The sequence below is a fragment of the Pelomonas sp. CA6 genome, assembly GCF_022549225.1.
Lineage (GTDB): Bacteria > Pseudomonadota > Gammaproteobacteria > Burkholderiales > Burkholderiaceae_C > Roseateles.
Window position 1 is genome coordinate 61,663 of sequence record NZ_JAKZFD010000004.1, and the last position, 18,614, is coordinate 80,276.

The 18,614-nt window shown below is 73.5% G+C and carries 17 protein-coding genes; 12 read left to right on the forward strand and 5 right to left on the reverse strand.

The window, feature by feature from the left end:
• The first annotated feature begins 24 nt into the window (after positions 1–24).
• From LZ017_RS08340 to LZ017_RS08355, 4 genes are read left to right on the forward strand one after another with little or no spacing between them, the layout of a single operon-like run.
• The gene (locus LZ017_RS08340) at positions 25–2,247 is read left to right on the forward strand and encodes a TonB-dependent siderophore receptor (protein ID WP_241396154.1); all 2,223 of its coding nucleotides are present in this window, start codon (positions 25–27) and stop codon (positions 2,245–2,247) included.
• Positions 2,248–2,250: 3 nt separating this feature from the next.
• A complete protein-coding gene (locus LZ017_RS08345; RefSeq protein WP_241396155.1) occupies positions 2,251–2,547 on the forward strand; it encodes an iron transporter in 297 nt (98 codons plus the stop codon).
• A gap of 16 nt (positions 2,548–2,563) precedes the next feature.
• Complete coding sequence (locus tag LZ017_RS08350; protein ID WP_241396156.1) at positions 2,564–4,204, forward strand: PepSY domain-containing protein; 1,641 nt, start codon at positions 2,564–2,566, stop codon at positions 4,202–4,204.
• Positions 4,198–4,476, forward strand: a complete 279-nt coding sequence (locus LZ017_RS08355) for a DUF3325 family protein (RefSeq protein ID WP_241396157.1) — start codon at positions 4,198–4,200, stop codon at positions 4,474–4,476. The genes LZ017_RS08350 and LZ017_RS08355 overlap by 7 nt, the downstream gene beginning before the upstream one ends.
• Before the next feature lie 37 nt (positions 4,477–4,513).
• Here LZ017_RS08355 and LZ017_RS08360 read toward each other — a convergent pair whose 3' ends face one another.
• Positions 4,514–4,852, reverse strand: a complete 339-nt coding sequence (locus LZ017_RS08360; protein WP_241396158.1) for a multidrug efflux SMR transporter — start codon at positions 4,850–4,852, stop codon at positions 4,514–4,516.
• A 221-nt stretch (positions 4,853–5,073) separates the two neighbouring features.
• Here LZ017_RS08360 and LZ017_RS08365 point away from each other — a divergent pair, with 221 nt between their 5' ends.
• The 4 genes from LZ017_RS08365 to LZ017_RS08380 all read left to right on the forward strand — a co-directional run bounded on the left by LZ017_RS08365 (position 5,074) and on the right by LZ017_RS08380 (position 7,630).
• The gene (locus LZ017_RS08365) at positions 5,074–5,439 is read left to right on the forward strand and encodes a YciI family protein (RefSeq protein WP_241396159.1); all 366 of its coding nucleotides are present in this window, start codon (positions 5,074–5,076) and stop codon (positions 5,437–5,439) included.
• 88 nt (positions 5,440–5,527) lie between these two features.
• Positions 5,528–5,905, forward strand: coding sequence for a YciI family protein (locus LZ017_RS08370; RefSeq protein ID WP_241396160.1), 378 nt, complete (start codon positions 5,528–5,530; stop codon positions 5,903–5,905).
• A 19-nt stretch (positions 5,906–5,924) separates the two neighbouring features.
• Complete coding sequence (locus tag LZ017_RS08375; protein ID WP_241396161.1) at positions 5,925–6,341, forward strand: VOC family protein; 417 nt, start codon at positions 5,925–5,927, stop codon at positions 6,339–6,341.
• Positions 6,338–7,630: a sigma-70 family RNA polymerase sigma factor gene (locus tag LZ017_RS08380; RefSeq protein WP_241396162.1), complete on the forward strand. Its 1,293-nt coding sequence runs from the start codon at positions 6,338–6,340 to the stop codon at positions 7,628–7,630. Before LZ017_RS08375 ends, LZ017_RS08380 begins: the two co-directional genes overlap by 4 nt.
• Here LZ017_RS08380 and LZ017_RS08385 read toward each other — a convergent pair.
• The 3 genes from LZ017_RS08385 to LZ017_RS08395 are packed head-to-tail and all read right to left on the reverse strand — an operon-like array spanning position 7,627 to position 10,904.
• Positions 7,627–8,058 carry a GNAT family N-acetyltransferase gene (locus LZ017_RS08385; RefSeq protein ID WP_241396163.1) on the reverse strand — a complete coding sequence of 144 codons (432 nt, stop codon included), beginning with the start codon at positions 8,056–8,058 and terminating at the stop codon, positions 7,627–7,629. The genes LZ017_RS08380 and LZ017_RS08385 overlap by 4 nt on opposite strands.
• A gap of 10 nt (positions 8,059–8,068) precedes the next feature.
• Positions 8,069–9,643 carry a diguanylate cyclase gene (locus LZ017_RS22255; protein ID WP_241396164.1) on the reverse strand — a complete coding sequence of 525 codons (1,575 nt, stop codon included), beginning with the start codon at positions 9,641–9,643 and terminating at the stop codon, positions 8,069–8,071.
• Between the two features lie 13 nt (positions 9,644–9,656).
• A complete protein-coding gene (locus LZ017_RS08395; protein ID WP_241396165.1) occupies positions 9,657–10,904 on the reverse strand; it encodes an FAD-dependent monooxygenase in 1,248 nt (415 codons plus the stop codon).
• 99 nt (positions 10,905–11,003) lie between these two features.
• On the opposite strand from LZ017_RS08395, the gene LZ017_RS08400 reads away from it, so the two are divergent.
• From LZ017_RS08400 to LZ017_RS08415, 4 genes are all read left to right on the forward strand, one after another.
• Entirely contained in the window at positions 11,004–11,984 is a 981-nt protein-coding gene (locus tag LZ017_RS08400) for an aldo/keto reductase (RefSeq protein ID WP_241396166.1), read from the forward strand.
• A 36-nt stretch (positions 11,985–12,020) separates the two neighbouring features.
• Entirely contained in the window at positions 12,021–15,260 is a 3,240-nt protein-coding gene (locus LZ017_RS08405; RefSeq protein ID WP_241396167.1) for a ligand-binding sensor domain-containing diguanylate cyclase, read from the forward strand.
• A 263-nt stretch (positions 15,261–15,523) separates the two neighbouring features.
• On the forward strand, positions 15,524–16,753 hold the full coding sequence (locus LZ017_RS08410; RefSeq protein ID WP_241396168.1) for a cation:proton antiporter: 1,230 nt from the start codon (positions 15,524–15,526) through the stop codon (positions 16,751–16,753).
• On the forward strand, positions 16,750–17,874 hold the full coding sequence (locus LZ017_RS08415; protein ID WP_241396169.1) for a YbdK family carboxylate-amine ligase: 1,125 nt from the start codon (positions 16,750–16,752) through the stop codon (positions 17,872–17,874). Before LZ017_RS08410 ends, LZ017_RS08415 begins: the two co-directional genes overlap by 4 nt.
• Positions 17,875–17,896: 22 nt before the next feature.
• On the opposite strand, the gene LZ017_RS08420 is transcribed toward LZ017_RS08415, so the two are convergent.
• Entirely contained in the window at positions 17,897–18,604 is a 708-nt protein-coding gene (locus LZ017_RS08420) for a nucleotidyltransferase family protein (protein WP_241396170.1), read from the reverse strand.
• Between the last annotated feature and the right edge of the window lie 10 nt (positions 18,605–18,614).

The window sequence follows — 18,614 nt, forward strand, 5'->3', positions numbered from 1 at the left end:
CGCCGCCGCCGGTTTCAGTCCACCATGATCCCGTCCCCACACCGCTCTTCCGGTTGCCTCGCCGCGCCGGTTTCCCCCATCGCCCGCGCCGCGCTGCTGTGCCTCGTGCTGAGCGGCCCCGCGCTGGCCCAGCAGGCCGCGCCCCTGCCCGAGCCCGAGCCGGCCGAGTCCGCTCCCGCGGCGGGCGCCGAGGCCGCGCGCCCGGCCGCCGCGCAGCGCCTGGACAAGGTCCAGCTCAACGGCAGCCGGCGCGCCAGCCTCAGCACCCGGCTGCCGCTGAGCCGGCGCGAGACGCCGCAATCGCTGACCAGCGTCGGCGCCCAGCGCCTGGAGGACGAGCAACTGCTCAGCGTGGACGATGTGCTGCGCCAGGTCACCGGCGTCAACGTGAGCCACTACGACACGCAGCGCCCGCTCTACTTCGCGCGCGGCTTCCAGATCACCGACTTCCAGGTCGACGGCATGCCCAGCTACAGCGGCTCCACCAACCAGGAGTACGACACCGCGCTGTACGAGCGCATCGACATCGTGCGCGGCGCCAACGGCCTGCTCAGTGGCGCGGGGCTGCCCTCGGCGACCATCCACCTGCAGCGCAAGCGCGCGCAGCGCGACTTCGCCGCCGCCGCGGCGCTCACCGTCGGCGCCTGGAACCTGCGCCGGCTGCAGGGCGACCTCAACGTTCCGCTCAGCGAGGACGGCCGGCTGCGCGCCCGCTTCGTCGCCGCCCTCCAAAAGCGCGACAGCCACCTGGACCGCTACCAGGAGGACAAGGCCGCCTGGATGGCGGTGCTGGAGGCCGAGCCGCAAGCCGGCACCGTGCTGACCCTGGGCGTGCAGAACCAGGACAACCGGCCCACCGGCTCCACCTGGGGCACCATCCCGCGCTTCGCCGCGGACGGCTCACTGGCCCGGCTGCCCGTCTCGACCAACTTCGCGCCGCGCTGGACACGCTGGTCGCGCGAGTCCGGCACCCTCTTCCTGAATGCCGAGCAGCGCCTGGGCGAGGACTGGGCGCTGAAGGCCGCCTACAACCACACGCGCGGCGAGGTGGTGAGCCGGCGCGCCTATGCCAGCGGCTTCCCCGACCCGCGCACCGGCCAGGGCGTCTACCTGCTGGCCGGCGTCAGCGACGGCGAGGACCGCCGCGACGCCGCGGACCTCTACCTGTCCGGCCGCTTCTCCTGGCTGGGCCGCCGCCACGAGCTGGTGCTGGGCGCCAGCAGCCAGCGCCTGCGCGCGCTGTCGCCCACGCTCAGCGCGGTCGGCAAATGGCGCTACGACATCCCCGACCTGGCGCGCTGGGACGGCAACGCCCCCGAGCCGGAGGTCACCCGCACCGGCGCGCGCCGCGTCACGGTGACGCAGCAGAGCGGCCTCTACGCCACCGCGCGCTGGCGCCTGACCGAGCCGCTGGCGCTGATCACCGGGCTGCGCGTGAGCCACTGGAAGACCTGGACCGACGCCTGGAACGCCCAGGGCGGCTACAGCGGCCGCAGCGCCGCCTACCGCGTCGGCGACGAGCTGACGCCCTATCTGGGCCTGGTCCATGAGCTGGGGAGGGGCCATTCCGTCTACGCCAGCATCACCGACATCTTCAAGCCGCAGAACTACCGCGACCGCGACAACCGCCCGCTCGCCCCGGTGCGCGGCAAGAACCTGGAACTGGGCATCAAGGGCGAGCTGGACAACGGCCTCGCCTGGTCGGCCGCCGCCTTCCGGACGCGCCAGAACGGCCTGGGCGTGCGCGACAGCAGCGTGCCCGAGGGCAGCCTGCCCGACGGCAGCTCCGCCTTCATCGGCGTCGACGGCACCGAGAGCCGCGGTCTGGAGCTGGAGCTGTTCGGCGAACCGCTGCCCGGCCTCAGCCTGCAGGGCGGCTACACCTATCTGCATACGCGCCGCCAGGCCACCGACCTGATCTGGACCAATCTGCCCGACCACTACCTGCAGGTCTCGGGCCGCTACCGCTTCGGCGGCGCGCTGCAGGGCCTGAGCCTGGGCGCCAGCCTGAATTGGCAGAGCGCGGTGGAGGGCTTCAACATCCCCCACCCGCTGCTGGGCACGACCACGGTGCGCCAGCCCGCCTATGCGCTGCTGGGCCTGAGCGCCGGCTGGCGCTTCAACGAGCGCTACAGCCTCACGCTGTCGGCCCGCAATGTGCTGGACCAGCGCTACTGGGCCAACCTGGACTATCCCAACTACGGCGAGCCGCGCAACTGGCTGCTGAGCCTGCACGCCCGTCTCTGAGCCATGGCCACGCCTCCGAACGCCCCGCTGCCGCTGCGCTACCGCGGCGCCGTGCTCTCGCGCAGCCTGGCCGCGCTGGCGGGCGGCTACCTGCTCGCGTCGGCGCTGGCCGCGGCCTGCGCGCTGCACCTGCCGCTGGAGCGGGTGGAAGCCACGATGACCGGCACCCTGCTGGGCAACCTGGCTTATGCGCTGGCCGTGCTGGGCGCCTTCGCGGCGCGCAGCGCCGCGCGCGCCTGGGTCTGGACCCTCGGGCCGGCGGCGCTGCTGGGCCTGGCGGTCTGGGCCGCGCCGCGCTGAACGCCAAGGAGACGCGATGAGACCCGATGGAGCCAAGGAAGGCCTGCGCCAGTCCATGGCCTGGCTGCACACCTGGGCCGGCCTGCTGCTGGGCTGGCTGCTGTTCGCGATCTTCGTGACCGGCACGCTGAGCTTCTTCCGCCACGAGATCAGCCTGTGGATGAAGCCCGAGCTGCGCGGCCTGGGCGCCGCCCATGCCGGCACGCCGGCGCTGGCCGAGCGCTGGCTGCGCGCGCATGCGCCGCAGGCCCAGAACTGGACCGTGCGCCTGCCCGACGCGCGCGAGCCGGCGCTGCGCGTGTCCTGGCGCGAGCCGGCGGCTCGGCCCGGCGAGCGGCCGCGCTTCGAGACGCGCTGGCTGGACCCCGCCAGCGGCGCCGAGCTGCGGCCGCGCCCGACCTTCGGCGGCGATTTCTTCTACCGCTTCCACTTCGAGTTGCGTTCCGCCGAGAAAAGCCGCTGGATTCTGGAGGGGCGCTGGGTCGTGGGCTTGGCAACGCTGGCGATGTTCGTCGCGCTGCTCAGCGGCATCGTGACCCACCGCCGCCTGTTCGCCGACTTCTTCACGCTGCGCTGGGCCAAGGGCGGACAGCGCGCCTGGCTGGACGCCCACAACGTCAGCGGCGTGCTGGCCCTGCCCTTCTACCTGCTGATCACCTTCAGCGGGCTGATGATCTTCCACAGCCTCTACCTGCCCGCCGGCATCGCCGCCGCCTACGGGATGAAGGACGGCGCCTACTTCAGCGATCTGGCCGGCGAGCCCGCCGGCAGCGCCATGCGCGGCCGCGGCGGCGCGCGCGCGGCCACGCCCGCGCCCGGCCCCATGCCGCCGCTGGCGCTGCAGGCGGCGCTGGACCAGGCGCGGCACCACTGGCCGGACCTGCCGCTGGAGAGCCTCAGCGTGCAGCGCGACGGCCCCGAGGGCCTGCGCCTGGAGCTGCGCGCGCGGGACGGCGGGCGGCTGCAATACCCGCCACCGCGCCTGGTGCTGGATGGCCGCGACGGCCGCCTGCTGCACGCGGTCGACCGCGGCACGCCGGCCACGCGCGTGTACGGCGTGCTGTACGGGCTGCACATGGCGCGCTTCGCCGACTGGGGGCTGCGCTGGACCCTGTTCGCGCTGGGCGTGCTGGGCAGCGCGATGATCGCCACCGGGCTGCTGCTGTGGCGCGTGAAACGGCGCGCCCAGACGGCGCGCCGCGCGGCGCGCGCCTCGGCCGGAGAGCGCCTGGTCGACGCGCTCAACATCGCCAGCCTCGCCGGCCTGGCGCTGGCGCTGTGCGCCTACCTGCTGGCCAACCGGCTGCTGCCGGCGCAGCTGCCGCAGCGCATGGACGCCGAGCTGCAGGCTTTCTTCGGCGCCTGGGGCCTGGCCCTGCTGTGGGCGCTGTGGCAGCCCACCCGGGCGACCTGGCGCCGCCTGCTCGCGCTGGCGGCCACGGGCCTGGCGGCGCTGCCGCTGCTGGGCGCGGCCAGCGGCGCCGGCCATCTGCTGGACGACCTGGCCCACGGCGAGCACGTGCGCGCGCTGGTGGAGCTGGGCTGGCTGGTCGCCGCGGCACTGCTGGGCGCGCTGGCCTGGCATTTGCGCGAACCGCGCGCCGCGCGCCGCGCCACCGCCACCCCGCCCGGCGATGGGGAGGCGCGGCCATGCTGATGCTGCAGATGCTGCTGCACCTGGGCGCGATGACCGCGCTGGCGCTGGCGATGGACCGCCATCACGAGGACCTGCGCGGCCGCCCGCCCGCGCCGCGGCAGCGCCGCCTGCTGCGCGGCCTCGCGCTGGCGCTGCTGGGTCTGGGGATGGGACTGGCCGCCAGCGCGGACCGCCCGGCGCAGGCGCTGGTGGACTGGGCCGTGGCCGCGACGCCGGCGGCGCTCGCGGTGGTGCTGGCGCTGTCCGTCGCGCCACGGCGGCCGCGGCGCTAACGCCGGCCGGCGCCGCGGCGCGCGGCCCCTGCGGGGCTCAGTGCAGCAGCTTGAGCCCCAGGATGCCGGCCACGATCAGGCCGATGCAGCCCAGACGCGCCAGCGTCGCCGGCTCGCTGAACAGCACGATGCCCAGCAGCGCCGCGCCCACCGCGCCGATGCCGGTCCAGACCGCGTAGGCCGTGCCCACCGGCAGTTGCTTCAGCGCCAGGCCCAGCAGCCAGAAGCTGGCCCAGGCCGCGACCAGGGTCACGCCGGTGGCCCAGGGGCGGCTGAAGCCGTCCGAGGCCTTCATGCTGAGGGACCACACCACCTCCAGCACGCCGGCCACGGCCAGCAGCCACCAGGGCGAGACTTGGGACAGGAAAGACGGCATGGGGCTTCACTCCTCGCTGAGGGCCTGGGCAGGCCCGGCCCGGCATTCTGCCGGGGGCGGCCCGCCCTGCGGCCCCGGTGAGGCGGCTGGCGCGCGCGGGCCGCCCCATCGCGCGGCGATCACCTGCGCCCGCCAGGGACATTGCCGTCCGCCCGGCGTCCGTGCGACAGTCGGCCGCTTGGCGCGGCCAGCCCGGCCGGCCGTCACCGCGGACACCCCCGATGAGCTATCTGCTGCTGATCCAAGAACCCCTGGGCCAACGCGAGGCGCGCACCCCCGAGGAAGGGCGCCAAGCCTATGCGCGCATGACCGACTTCGCCGACCGGCTGCGCGACCAGGGCCTGCTGCAGGCCGCGCAATCGCTGCAGTCGCTGAACCATGGCAGCCGGGTGAGCCGGCGCGAGGGCCGCATCAGCACACTGGACGGCCCCTTCGCCGAGGCCAAGGAAATGGTGGGCGGCTTCTTCTGGCTCAACTGCCAGGACCGCGAGCAGGCGCTGGCCATCGCGCGCGAATGCCCGGCGGCCGAATGGGCGACGGTAGAGGTGCGCGCGCTGGGCCCCTGTTTCGCCGAATCGCGCGGCTGAGGCCGCTTTTCTTCGCCGTCCTGTCGAAATGCGCGCGCCGGCTTCGTCGTCGGGATGCAGCCCCGCCCTCGCGGGGCGGGAGCGCGCGATGCGATACATGATCCTGGTGAAGGCCGCCTGCGCCGCGCCGGCCCCGCTGCCGCCGGAATGGCAGGCGCGCATGGCCCGCTTCCGCGCCGAACTGGCCCGCGCGGGCGTGCTGCTGGAGGGCATGGACCTGGGCCCCGGCCCCGCGGGCTGGCGCGTGGACTATCCGGCCGACGGCGGCCGGCCCAGCGACGGTCCACCCGATGCGCCCGAGGTCCAGCTGGCCGGCTTCTCGCTGATCGAGGTGCGCTCGCGCGAGGAGGCGCTGGCTTGGTCGCGCCGCTTTCCGGCGGCCCCGCGGGGCGGCGGGCTGGCGGCCCGGATCGAACTGTGCCCCGTGATCGAACCGCCGCCCGCCCCAGGCCCCCAGCTTCATTGACCCCCGGAGGAGACCCGCCATGACCCACCATCACATCTTCGTCAACCTGCCCGTCAAGGACCTGCCGCGCAGCATGCGCTTCTTCGCCGAGCTGGGCTATGCCTTCAACCCGCAGTTCACCAACGACGCGGCGGCCTGCATGGTGATCTCGGAGCACATCTACGCGATGCTGCTCACCGAACCCTTCTTCCAGGGCTTCACCGCCAAGCCCATCGCCGACGCGACCCGGAGCACCGAGGTGCTGGTCTGCCTGTCCTGCCAGAGCCGCGAGGAGGTGGACGCGCTGGTGGCCAAGGCGCGCGCCGCCGGCGCCGCGGTGCCGCGCCAGCCGCAGGACCACGGCTTCATGTACGGCCATGGCTTCGAGGACCTGGACGGTCACATCTGGGAGCTGGTGTACATGGACATGGCCGCCGCGCCGGAGCGCCCCCAATGAGCACCGCGGCCGACGCCGCGACGGGCGCGGCGATCGCCGCCGTCTGGCGGCTGGAGTCGGCGCGCATCGTCGCCAGCGTGACCCGGCTCACGCGCGACCTCGGCCTGGCCGAGGATGCGGCGCAGGACGCGCTGGTCGCCGCGCTGGAGCACTGGCCGCGCGAGGGCCTGCCCGACAAGCCCGGCGCCTGGCTGCTCACCGCGGCGCGCAACAAAGCGCTGGACCGGCTGCGCCACGGCAAGCTCAGCGACACCCGGCTCAACGAACTGGGCCTGGAGCTGGAGGCCCGGGAGGCGATGATCGTGCCCGACTTCGTCGACGGCCTGGACGACGCGCGCCGCCAGCGCCAGCTCGGCGACGACGTGCTGCGCCTGATCTTCTGCAGCTGCCACCCGGTGCTGTCGCGCGAGGCGCGCGTGGCGCTGACGCTCAAGCTGGTGGCCGGGCTCTCCACCGCCGAGATCGCGCGCGCCTTCCTGCAGAGCGAGCCCACCGTCGCACAGCGCCTGGTGCGCGCCAAGAAGACCCTGGCCGGCGCCGGCGTGCCCTTCGACCTGCCGCAGGGCGAGGCGCTGCAGGAGCGGCTGGCCGCGGTGCTGGAGGTGGTCTACCTGGTCTTCAACGAGGGCTACACCGCCACCGAAGGCGAGGACTGGCTGCGCACGCCGCTGTGCGACGAGGCGCTGCGCCTGGCGCGCATGCTGACCGAGCTGGTGCCCACCGAACCCGAGGTCCACGGCCTGGCCGCGCTGCTGGAGCTGCAGGCCTCGCGCAATGGCGCACGCGTCGACGCCCAGGGCCGGCCGGTGCTGCTGATGGCGCAGGACCGCCAGCGCTGGGACCGCCTGCTGATACGCCGCGGCCTGGCCGCGCTGGCGCAGGCGCAGGCCCTGGCGGCGCCGCAGCCGCCGGGCCCCTATGCGCTGCAGGCCGAGATCGCCGCCTGCCATGCACGCGCCGCGCAGGCGCAGGACACCGACTGGGCGCGCATCCTGGCGCTGTATGGCGAGCTGGAGGAGCGCCAGCCCTCGCCGGTGATCGCGCTCAACCGCGTGGTCGCGCTGTCCATGGCGCAAGGCCCCGGCGTCGCGCTGCACGCGCTGCAGCCGCTGCTGGCCGACCCGGTGCTGGCCCGCTATCCCTGGCTGCCCAGCGTGCATGCCGACCTGCTGCAGCGCCTGGGGCGGCATGGCGAGGCGCGTGCCGAACTGCTGCGCGCCGCCACGCTGACCGCCAATGTGCGCGAACGCGAGCTGCTGCAGGCGCGCGCCGCCGCGTTGGACGCCTAGGCCGGCCGCCGGTAGGCCATGCCCACCGAGCGCGGCGCGGTCGGCTCGAAGCCGAACTGCGCATACAGGTGCTGGGCCTGCCCGTCGGCGATCAGGCTCACATAGCCGCTGGCCGGCACCTCGGCCTGCACATAGGCCATCAGCTCGCGCATGATGCGCTTGCCCAGCCCGCGCCCCTGGTGCTCGGGCCGCACGGCGATGTCCACCACCTGGTAGAAGCAGCCGCCGTCGCCGACGATGCGCCCCATGCCCACCGGTTCGCCGCGATGCAGGATCTGCACCGCGAACAGGCTGTTGGGCAGGCCGCGCAGCGCCGCCTCCTCGCTTTTGGCGCTGAGGCCGGCCGCGGTGCGCAGCGCGCGATAGGTCTCGGCGGACGGGGTCTGCCGCAGCACGTCGTAGTGGGGATCCGGGTTCTGACTGTTCATCGTCATGGGTTCAGGGGTGGACGGCGTCGCGCGAACGCTTGGCCGCATACATCGCCGCATCGCTGCGCGCCAGCAGGCTTTCGACGCTGTCGCCGGGGCGCAGCGGCGCGAAGCCCACACTGATGCCGACCGCCAGCCCGGGCGCCAGCGCCGTCCAGTCGTGGCGGCGCACGCCGTCGCGCAGGCGCTCGCAGGCACGCTGCGCGACGGCCTCGCTGGCACCGCGCAGCAACAGCACGAATTCGTCGCCGGCCAGGCGCGCGGCGAGGTCGTGCTCGCGCACATGCTCGCGCAGCAGCCGCGCGATCTGCGTCAGCACGCGGTCGCCGACCAGGTGCGAATGGCCGTCGTTGATTTGCTTGAAGTGATCGACGTCGATCAGCGCCACGCAGGCCTGGGGGGGAGGCCGCGCCTCCACCAGGACCTGCAGCTGGCGCTCGAAGGCGCGCCGGTTCGCCAGCCCGGTGAGCGCGTCCTCCATGGACAGCTTTTCCAGCCGCTGCGCCTCGCTGGCGAGCAGGTCGCGGTCGGCGGCGCTGCGCCGCGCCTCCAGCTGCCACTGCACGGCTTCGGCGCGGCTGTCCAGGCGCTGCACGCGCACGCGAGCCTCGCGCACGCGCAGCCGGCGCAGGCGCAGCAGCGCCTCGCCGCTGCGGCCCTGGGCCTCTTCGATGCGGCTGGCCAGGGCCTCGCCGAGCTGGGCCAGCGGTTCGTGCTTCAGCCGGTCGGCCTCGACGACCACCTGTTCGGCATGGTGCAGCGCCAGCGCCGGGTCACCGCCCAGCCAGGCCTGCTCCGCCTGCACGACCAGCACCACCAGACTCATCCAGTGCTCGCGGCCGACACGGACGCGCAGCGGCGCCAGCGCCAGCAGCTCGCGCCGCGCCAGCTCCGCCTCGCCCTTCCAGACGCGGCGCAGCGCCGACATCAGCTGCCACTGCAGCAGCTCGGCCGGGTCGGGTTCGGCCTGCTCGTCCAGCAGATGGCGGGCATGCAGCAGATGGGCGTCCAGCATGCCCAGCGTGACCGCCGCGCCCAGGCGCTCGCGCTGCTCGGCCAGGCGCATCAGCTCGTTGCAGGCCAGCGCCAGGCAGGCCCGCAGCGGATGGCGCGGCGGCTTGCAGGCATGGCAGGCGTCGACCGCCTTGCGCAGCGCCTCGGCGGCGCGCTCATGGCTGCGCGCCCACATCAGCGCCTGCCCCAGGTCCTGCTGCGCCAGCGCCAGCGCGCCGGCGTCGCGGCTGGCGCGCGCCAGGCCCACGCCCAGCAGCGCGGCCTCCACCGCTTCTTCATGCTCGCCCGACAGGCTGGCACTGTGCGACAGCACCGACAGCGCGGCCGCCTCCCCGGCGGCATCGCCCTGCTGACGGAACAGGCGCACCGCCTGCTCGCTGCGCGCGCGCGCCGCGGCGCGCTGGTTGAGCCAGGTGTCGCAGCGCGCCAGGTGCAGCAGCGCACAGGCCTGCTGCAGTTCGTCCGCGCGCTCCAGCGCGTCCAGCCACCATTCCTCGCCCAGGCTCACGGCCAGCGCCAGACGCCCCTGTTGCAGGGCGTTGCTGGCGGCGCTGGACGGGGCGGTCGTCACCGGCGCGGGCTCCTCAGCGGCGGCCGAACATCATCTGGCGCGCCAGCGCGCTGCGCAGCGGCGGCAGCGCCTGCAGCGCCGCCAGCCCCAGCCCGCGCACGGCGGGCAGGCCCGGCCAGCGCCAGGCGAAGCTGCGCGCGAGGAAATCGGTGGTGGCGATGGTGCTCCAGCGGTCCGGCGCGCGCGCCCATTCGACGCGGCGCAGCGCCTTGTCGACGTCGCCGCCCTCCTCGGCCTGCGCCCGGCGCAGCGCGTCGACCAGCGTGTAGGCGTCGCGCAGGCCCAGGTTCAGGCCCTGGCCGGCCACCGGATGAAGGGTCTGCGCCGCGTTGCCGATGCGCACCACGCGCCCCTCCACCAGGCTGCGCTCGGCATTGAGCCCCAGCGCGAAGCACTTCAGCGGGCTGATCGCGCGCAGCCGGCCCACCCGCTCGGGCAGCTGCTGCTGGATCACGACCAGGCGCTGCGCGTCGCTGAGGCCGGCCACCTCGTCCTCGTCCTGCGGCAGGCACCAGACCAGCGCGGCGCGGCGCGTGCCGTCGGCAAGGGCGCGCAGCGGCAGCAGGGCCAGCGGGCCGTGGCGGGTGAAGCGTTCGTAGGCCACGCCCTCGGGGCTGTCGGGTGCCAGCTCGACGCTGCCCACCCAGGCGTTCTGGCGGTAGTCGTGCGCCAGCGCCTTGCGCGCCTGTTCGGCGAACACGCCGCCTTCGGCGACCACGACGAGGTCATAGGACTCGGCCAGGTGGCAATCGCCGGTGTCCAGCTCCACCTGGCCGCCGGGCAGCGGCTTGATCGCCGCGACCGGCTGGCCGAAGCAGGCGGCCAGGCGCTGCGGTTCGCGCTCGCAGGCGGCCAGCCAGGCCTGCTGCAAGGGCGCCACCAGCTGGCCGTAGCTGAGCACCGCGCCCAGCATCTCGCGGCCCTGCTCGCGGGCGTTGATGCGCACCTCGGGCTCGCCCGCGGGCCCGAACAGCGGGCCGCTGAGGGTGGGCGGCGCCTGGCTCACATGCACCTCGGCGATGGGCTGGGCCGCCGCCGCGGGCCAGACCTGCAGGCGCTGCAGCAGCTGCACGCTACCCAGCGACAGCGCCAGCGTGCGCGGGTCGCCCGAGATGTCGCGCGCCAGCGGGCGGGCGTCGAAGAGGCGGATGCGGGCCGCAGGCAGATGGCGCGCCGCCAGCAGCGCCAGAGCCAGCCCGGCCGGGCCGGCGCCGACGACCGCCAGGCGCAGCGGGTGGGCAGAATCGGTGTGGGAGCTCATCGGTGACGGACTATACGGTGACGGCCGGTGCGCCAGCGCGCTTTCGGCTAGGCTTTCGCTCCCATTGTTCATCCAAGACTTCCCGGAGGAATGTCCACCATGCAATACCGTCGTCTGGGCCGCAGCGGCCTGCAAGTCTCCGAACTGTCGCTGGGCTCCTGGGTCACTTACCACACCCAGGTGGACACGGGCGCCGCCGTCGAGCTGATGGCCGCGGCCCGCGACGCCGGCGTGAACTTCTTCGACAACGCCGAGGTCTATGCACTGGGCCGCAGCGAGGAGATCATGGGCCAGGTGTTCAAGCAGCTGGCCTGGCCGCGCCACAGCTATGTGGTCTCGACCAAGTTCTACTGGGGCCTGGCGCGCGAGGGCAACACGGTCAACTTCCAGAACACGCTGAACCGCAAATACCTGATGCAGGCCATCGACGGCTCGCTGAAGCGGCTGCAGCTGGACTTCGTGGACCTGGTCTACTGCCACCGCCCGGACCCGAACACGCCCATCGAGGAAACCGTCTGGGCGATGAGCGACATGATCAGCCAGGGCAAGGCGCTGTATTGGGGCACCAGCGAGTGGAGCGCCGCCGACATCCGTGCCGCCTGGGAGATCGCCGAGCGCCACCACCTGCACAAGCCGGTGATGGAGCAGCCCCAGTACCACCTGTTCCACCGCCGCCGCGTCGAGCAGGAATACGCCCGGCTGTACGAGGACCTGGGCCTGGGCCTGACGACCTGGAGCCCGCTCGCGTCGGGCCTGCTGACCGGCAAGTACCGCCAGGGCGTGCCCGAGGGCAGCCGCGGTTCGCTGGAAAGCATGAACTGGATGCGCGAGCAGCTGCTGGATCCGGCGCGCAATGCCGCCGTCGGCGAGCTGGAGGCGATCGCCCGCGAGCTGGGCGGCACGGTGGCCCAGCTGGCCATCGCCTGGGTCAACAAGAACCCGCGCGTCTCCACGGTGATCCTGGGCGCGAGCAAGCTCGCGCAGCTGCAGGACAACCTGGGCGCGCTGGCGCTGACGCCCAAGCTGACGCCCGAGGTGATGGCGCGCATCGACGCGATCTCGACGCCGCTGGCGCGCTGACGGGACGGTCACCGGCGTCGGCTACGATCGTCGCCGATGCTGTTCCGTCTCATCGCGCCCCTGATCCTGGCCGCCGGTGCCGTCGGCGCCGCGCCGCTGCAGGCCCCGCCCGCGCGCGCGGCGTCCGAGGCTGGCCGCGACCCGGTGGCGGCCGCGCCGCTGCGCTTCGAGTCGCTGGGCGCGAACTCGCCGCTGTCGCTGGGTGTGATCTCCGCGCTGGCGCAGGACCCGCAGGGCCTGATGTGGATCGGCACCTCGGCCGGCCTGCTGCGCTATGACGGCTACAACTTCCGCGCCCAGACCGCGGTGGGCGCGCAGTCCAAGAGCCTGAGTTTCGTGCGCAGCCTGCTGGTCGCGCGCGATGGCCGGCTCTGGATCGGCACCGAGGCCGACGGCCTGGCGGTGCTGGACCCGCGCAGCGAACGCCTGCAGTTCTTCCGTAACGGCGAGGGCCGGCCCGACGGCATCGCGCCGGGCACCCTGCGCGCGCTGGCCCAGGACCGCGACGGCCGGCTGTGGGTGGGCACCATCGGCCATGGCCTGGACCGTTACGACCCCGACCGCGACCGCTTCGACCATGTGCGCCAGGCCAGCGGCCTGGGGCTGCCGGACGACCGCGTGCAGGCGCTGCTGGTGGACCGCGAGGGCACGCTGTGGGTGGGCACCTGGCGCGGCCTGGCGCGCCGCGTGGCGGGCTCCGAGCGCTTCGAGCCGGTGCGGCCGGACAACGGCGAGCCCGATCTGGCCGAGCACATCGTGCTCGCGCTGTTCGAGGCGCCGGACGGCCAGATCTGGGTCGGCACCCAGCAGGGCGAGCTGGCGCTCGTCGATCCGCGCAGCGGGCGCAGCCGCCGCGTCCCGGCCGATGCGCGGCTGCGCGGCGCGATCAACAGCTTTGTGCTGACGCCGGCGGGCGAGGTCTGGGTCGGGCGCACCGGCGGGCTGGAGATCCGGCGCGCCGCGGACGGCGCGCTGCTGGGCCTGGAGCGGCACGATCCGGAACGGGCGCAGAGCCTGGCGGGCAACGAGGTGCGCGCGCTGCTGCGCGACCGCGCCGGCTGGCTGTGGGTGGGCGGCTACGGCGGAGGCCTGCAGCGCCACAACCCGGGCAACCGCAGCCTGCAGGTGCTGGGCCGCGAGCGCTTCGCGCGCCTGGGCAGCGACCTCAATGTGCGCAGCGTGGCCCAGCTGTCCAGCGGCGAGGTCTGGCTGGGTACGAACGAAAGCGGCGTCTACATCCTGGACGCGCAGCTGCGGCCGCGGGACGCGATCCGGCCGCAGGCCGAGGGCGGCGTGCTGCCGCCGGGCCGCGTGTCCAGCATCGCGCAGGCCGCCGACGGCACGGTCTGGCTGGGCCATGACGCGGGCCTGCACCAGATCGACGCGCGGCACCGCGTGCTGCGCGTGCTCCGGGCCGGCCCGGGCCGGGCGCGCCGGCTGCTGGTCGACGCGCAGCAGGTGCTGTGGATCGGCACGCAGGACGGCCTCTACCGGCTCGGTCCGGCGGAACGCGAACCGCAGCGCGTCCTGGCCCAGGGCGGCACGGCGCTGACGGGCGACGTCAACGCACTGATCGAGGACCCGGCGCGCGGGCTCTGGGTGGGCACCGAGAAGGGTCTGTTCCTGCGCCCGCGCGACGGCGGCGAGCTGCTGCCCCTGCGCTCGGTCGCGCCGGACGACCTGGGCCATCCGTCGGTCGTCGGCCTGCTGCTGGCGCGCGACGGCACGCTGTGGGTGGACACCGCGGCCGGGCTGCACCGGCTGCGCGCGCTGCGCGGCCAGGAGGCCGTGTTCGAGCGCGTCGGCGCGCGGCATGGTGTGTCCGGCCGCGCCTTCGGCGCCAACCTGCTCGAAGACGAGCGCGGCCGCATCTGGACCCAGCAGTTCGTCTACGACCCCGCCCGCGACCGCCACGACGAGCTCACGCCGGCCGACGGCGCGGACCTGGGCACCGGCTGGTACCGCGGCTACGCGCAGCTGCGCGACGGGCGCATGCTCTTCGGCGGCGCCAAGGGCGTGCTGGTCGTGGCGCCGGAGCAGTTCGAGCCCTGGCGCTACCAGCCGCCGCTGGCCTTCACCGAGCTGCGCATCGACGGGCGCCGCGCGCCGCTGGCCGGGCTGCAGCCGGAACTCACGCTGGCACCGCAGGCGCGCGGCTTCAGCGTCGAGTTCGCGGCGCTGGACTACAGCGACCCGACGCGCAACCGCTACGCCTACCGGCTCGACGGTTTCGACACCGACTGGACCCAGGTGGGCGCGGACCAGCGCGTGGCCAGCTACAGCAACCTGGATCCGGGCGAGTACCGGCTGCAGGTGCGCGGCACCAACCGCAGCGGCGCCTGGAGCCCGCAGGAGCTGGACCTGCCAGTGCGCGTGCTGCCGCACTGGTGGCAGACCTGGTGGGCGCGCGCGCTGGCGCTGGCCGCGCTGCTCGCGCTGATGTATGCCTGGATCCTGATGCGCACCCGCTATCTGCGCGCCCAGCAGGCCGCGCTGGAGCAGCGCGTGCGCGAGCGCACCGCGGCGCTGGAAGCGATGTCCAGCGCGCTGCAGCGCAAGACCGTGGAGCTGGAAGAGTCCAGCCTCAGCGATCCGCTGACGGGCATGCGCAACCGGCGCTTCCTGACCCAGCAGATCGGACCGGACGTCGCGCTGAGCCTGGCGCGCCACGAGGCGACGCGCCAGCCCGGCGAGCCCGCGCCGCACGACGCGGACCTGCTGTTCTTCCTCATCGACCTGGACCACTTCAAGGAAGTCAACGACGAGCTGGGCCATGCCGCCGGCGATGCCGTGCTGCGCCAGATCCGCGCACGGCTGCAGCCCGTGTTCCGCGAGACCGACCACCTGATACGCTGGGGCGGCGAGGAGTTCCTCATCGTCGCGCGCAGCACCACGCGCGCCCATGCGGCCGAGCTGGCCGAGCGCGCGCGCCAGCAGGTCGCCAGCCAGCCCTTCGACCTGGGCGACGGCCAGTGGCGCGCGATGACCTGCTCGGTGGGCTTTGCCTGCTTCCCGCTGGACCCGGAGCATCCGCGCGACGCCGACTGGAACCTGGTCGTCGCGCTGGCCGACCAGGCCATGTACGCGGCCAAGCATGGCGGCCGCGATGGCTGGGTGGGCGTGCTGCGCGCCCAGGCGCGCGAATCGCGCCGCGCGGGCCGGCGCGTGGACGATTGGCTGCGCAGCGGGGAGCTCGAATGGACCGCTCTTCGCCCACAGGCACTGCCTGTCGCCCCGGTCTTGGCGCATGATCCGGCGACGCGTCGCAGTGCCTGAACCCGGCCCGGCCCCATGGGCACGGGCAAGGGCGCGAATGCGCCCGCGGTATACCCGCTGGCCCAGGCGTGGGCATTGCCCCGGCGAGCCGTTGACGCCGGTCTAGACTCTAGAATCGTTTGGCCTCTCAAGGGACCCAGGTCCGCCCAGGTTCCCTTGCCCCTCGCGCGGGGCGGCAAGCCGTTTGCCATCGCCCCGGGGGAGCTCTTCAGTCTGGCCCGCTTTGCCGGTGCCACCCTTTATCTGCAAGGAGATGCAACGGTTTGAACCCGCTCGCCGACTTCCTTCAATTCAGTGCCTGGCCACCGCGCGTGGACTGGATTTTCTGGGCCACCCTGATCCTCTTCGTGGCAGGACTGCTGGGTGAGGCGGTCTACCGCCGCATAGGCCTGCCCCGGGTGGTGGGCTACAGCGTGGTGGGCATGCTGATGGCCGTCACCGGACATGGTCTGTTCGCCAATGGCGCGATGGACCAGCGGCTGCGCCTGGTCGTGGATCTGGCGCTGGCGCTGCTGCTGTTCGAGATGGGCAGCCGGGTCAACCTGCGCTGGCTGCGCGACAACAAGGCCCTGCTGCTGGCCAGCGCGGGCGAATCGCTGCTGAGCTTTTCCGCGGTGGCCTATGTGTTGTGGCTGCTGGGGCTGTCGCCGCTGCTGGCGCTGAGCTGCGCGGTGCTCACCGTGGCTGCGTCGGGCGCGGTGATCGGCCGCGTCGGCACCGAGCTCAAGGCCGCCGGCCAGGTCAACGAGCGCATGCTGGTGCTGACCGCACTGAACACCGTCTACGCCGTGCTCGCCCACCGCCTGCTGCTGGGCTGGCTGCACATGGACCGCGCCGGGGACTGGCTGGAGGCGGTGGCGCAGCCGCTCTATGTCTTCGTCGCGTCGGTGCTGCTGGCCGCCGCGCTGGCGCGCTTGATCGCCGTGCTGATGCGCCGGCTGGACCTGCGCGACGAGAACACCGTGCTAATGCTGCTGGGCCTGGTGCTGCTGGCGCTGGGGCTGGCGCGCGCGCTGAACCTCTCGACGCTGCTGGTGCCGTTGCTGGCCGGCGTGGTGCTGCGCAACACCACCGCGCGGCCCTGGGTCTGGCCGCGCCACTTCGGCACCGCCGGCGGCGTGCTGGTGCTGCTGCTGTTCGTCGCCGTGGGCTCGGCCTGGACGCTGCAGGCGCTCGCCGCGGGCGTGGGCCTGGCCGCCGTGCTGCTGCTGACGCGCCTGATCGCCAAGGGCCTGGCCCTGGTGGGGCTGGCGCGCGTCAGCGGCATCGACGCCCGCCAGGGCCTCGCGCTGGCGGTGTGCCTGAGCCCCATCTCCGGATCCACGCTGGTGCTGTTCAGCGAGATCCAGGCCCTGCATCCCGAGGTGGCCGCGCAGCTGGCGCCCATCATCCTGTCGGCCATCGCGCTGATGGAACTGGCCGGCCCGATCGCGGTGCAGTGGGGGCTGCGCATCACCGGTGAACAACAGCCCGGCGGCGGGAGCAAGTCATGAGCCTGGAGACCTTTGCCACCTCGCGCGCGCTGACCATGGGCGTGGAGCTGGAGCTGCAGATCGTCAACCGCCACGACTACGACCTGACCCCCGGTTCGCGCGATCTGCTGCGCCTGATGGAAGGCGTCAAGCTGCCCGGCGGCGTGACGCCCGAGATCACCGACAGCATGATCGAGCTGTGCACCGGGGTTTGCGAGACGCACGGCCAGGTGCTGGAGCAGTTGAGCCAGACCCGCAACGCGCTGGTGCGCTGCGCCGACCGGCTCAATCTGGGGCTGTCCGGCGGCGGCACCCATCCCTACCAGAAGTGGAGCCGGCAGCGCATCTTCGACAAGCCGCGCTTCCAGGAGCTGTCCTCGCTGTACGGCTATCTGAGCAAGCAGTTCACCGTGTTCGGCCAGCACGTGCACATCGGCTGCGCCGGGCCGGACCAGGCGCTGCGCCTGTTGCACGGGCTGTCGCGCTTCATCCCGCACCTGATCGCGCTGTCGGCCTCCTCGCCCTATGTGCAGGGCGCAGACACCGGTTTCCACTCGGCGCGGCTGAACTCGGTGTTCGCCTTCCCGCTGTCCGGCCGCGCGCCCTTCGTGCTGAGCTGGGACGAGTTCCGCGTGTTCTTCGACAAGATGACCCGCACCGGCGTGGTCAAGAGCATGAAGGACTTCTACTGGGACATCCGCCCCAAGCCGGAGTACGGGACCATCGAGGTGCGGGTGCTGGACACGCCGCTGACCATCGAGAAGGCGGCGGCGCTGGCCGCGCTGATCCAGTGCCTGGCGCGCTGGCTGACGCAGGACCAGCCCTTCGCGCTGCACGAGGACGATTACCTGCCCTACACCTTCAACCGCTTCCAGGCCTGCCGCTTCGGGCTGGACGGCAGCTTCGTCGACCCCAAGACCGGCGAGCACCGCAGCCTGCGCGAGGACCTGGTGCTGACGCTGCAGGCGCTGGAGCCGCATGCCGCGGCGCTGGGCGCCGAGGGCGCGCTGAAGCTGGTGCGCGACGAGGTCCGCTGGCAGGGCAACGACGCCACCTGGGCGCGCGGCGTGGTGGACAGCGAGCAGCTGCTGGCCGAGCTGGTGCGCCAGAGCTGCGAGCGCTGGGCCGGCCGGCCGGTGTAGGGCCGCGACGGTCCTCCGGCGCTCAGGCGTTCAATTCCGCCAGCCGCTGTGGCGTGCCCACGTCGCGCCACAGCCCGGTGAACAGCTCCGCACTGATCGCGCGCTGCGCGATGCCCAGTTCGAGCTGCGGGCGCAGCGGCCTTGCCGTGCCCACCGGCACATCGGCGAACAGCGCGCGGCGGAACAGCCCGGCACAGGTCCAGGTGTAGCGCGGACCCGGCAAGGCGTCGGGCTGCGCGTCGCTGATCGCCAGTCCGTCCGGGCCGATGCCGAAGTCGCCACCGGGCTTGTGCGGCGGGTTGTGCGTCATCCACAGATGGGCCAGGCGGGTGCTGTCGGCAAAGGCGCGCGCGGCCGCGGGGTCGCAGCGGAATTCGGGCATGAAGACGTCGCCCGAGATCACCCAGAAGGCCTCGTCGCCCCGCTCACACAGCCAGGGCAGCGCCTTGGCGATGCCGCCGGCCGTTTCCAGCGCGCCGCCGTGGTCGCGCCGCTCCAGGCTGTAGTGCAGCGACAGGCCGTAGGCACTGCCGTCGCCCAGCGTGGCGGGAAACTGCTCCTCTAGCCAGGCGCAGTTGATCAGCACCTCGCGCACGCCGCCCGCGGCGAGCGCCAGCAAATGCCATTCGATCAGGCGGCGGCCGCGCACCTGCAACAGCGGCTTGGGGGTGTGGTCGCTCAGGGGCCGCATGCGCTCGCCGCGCCCGGCCGCGAGAATCATCGCGCGCATCGGAAGACTG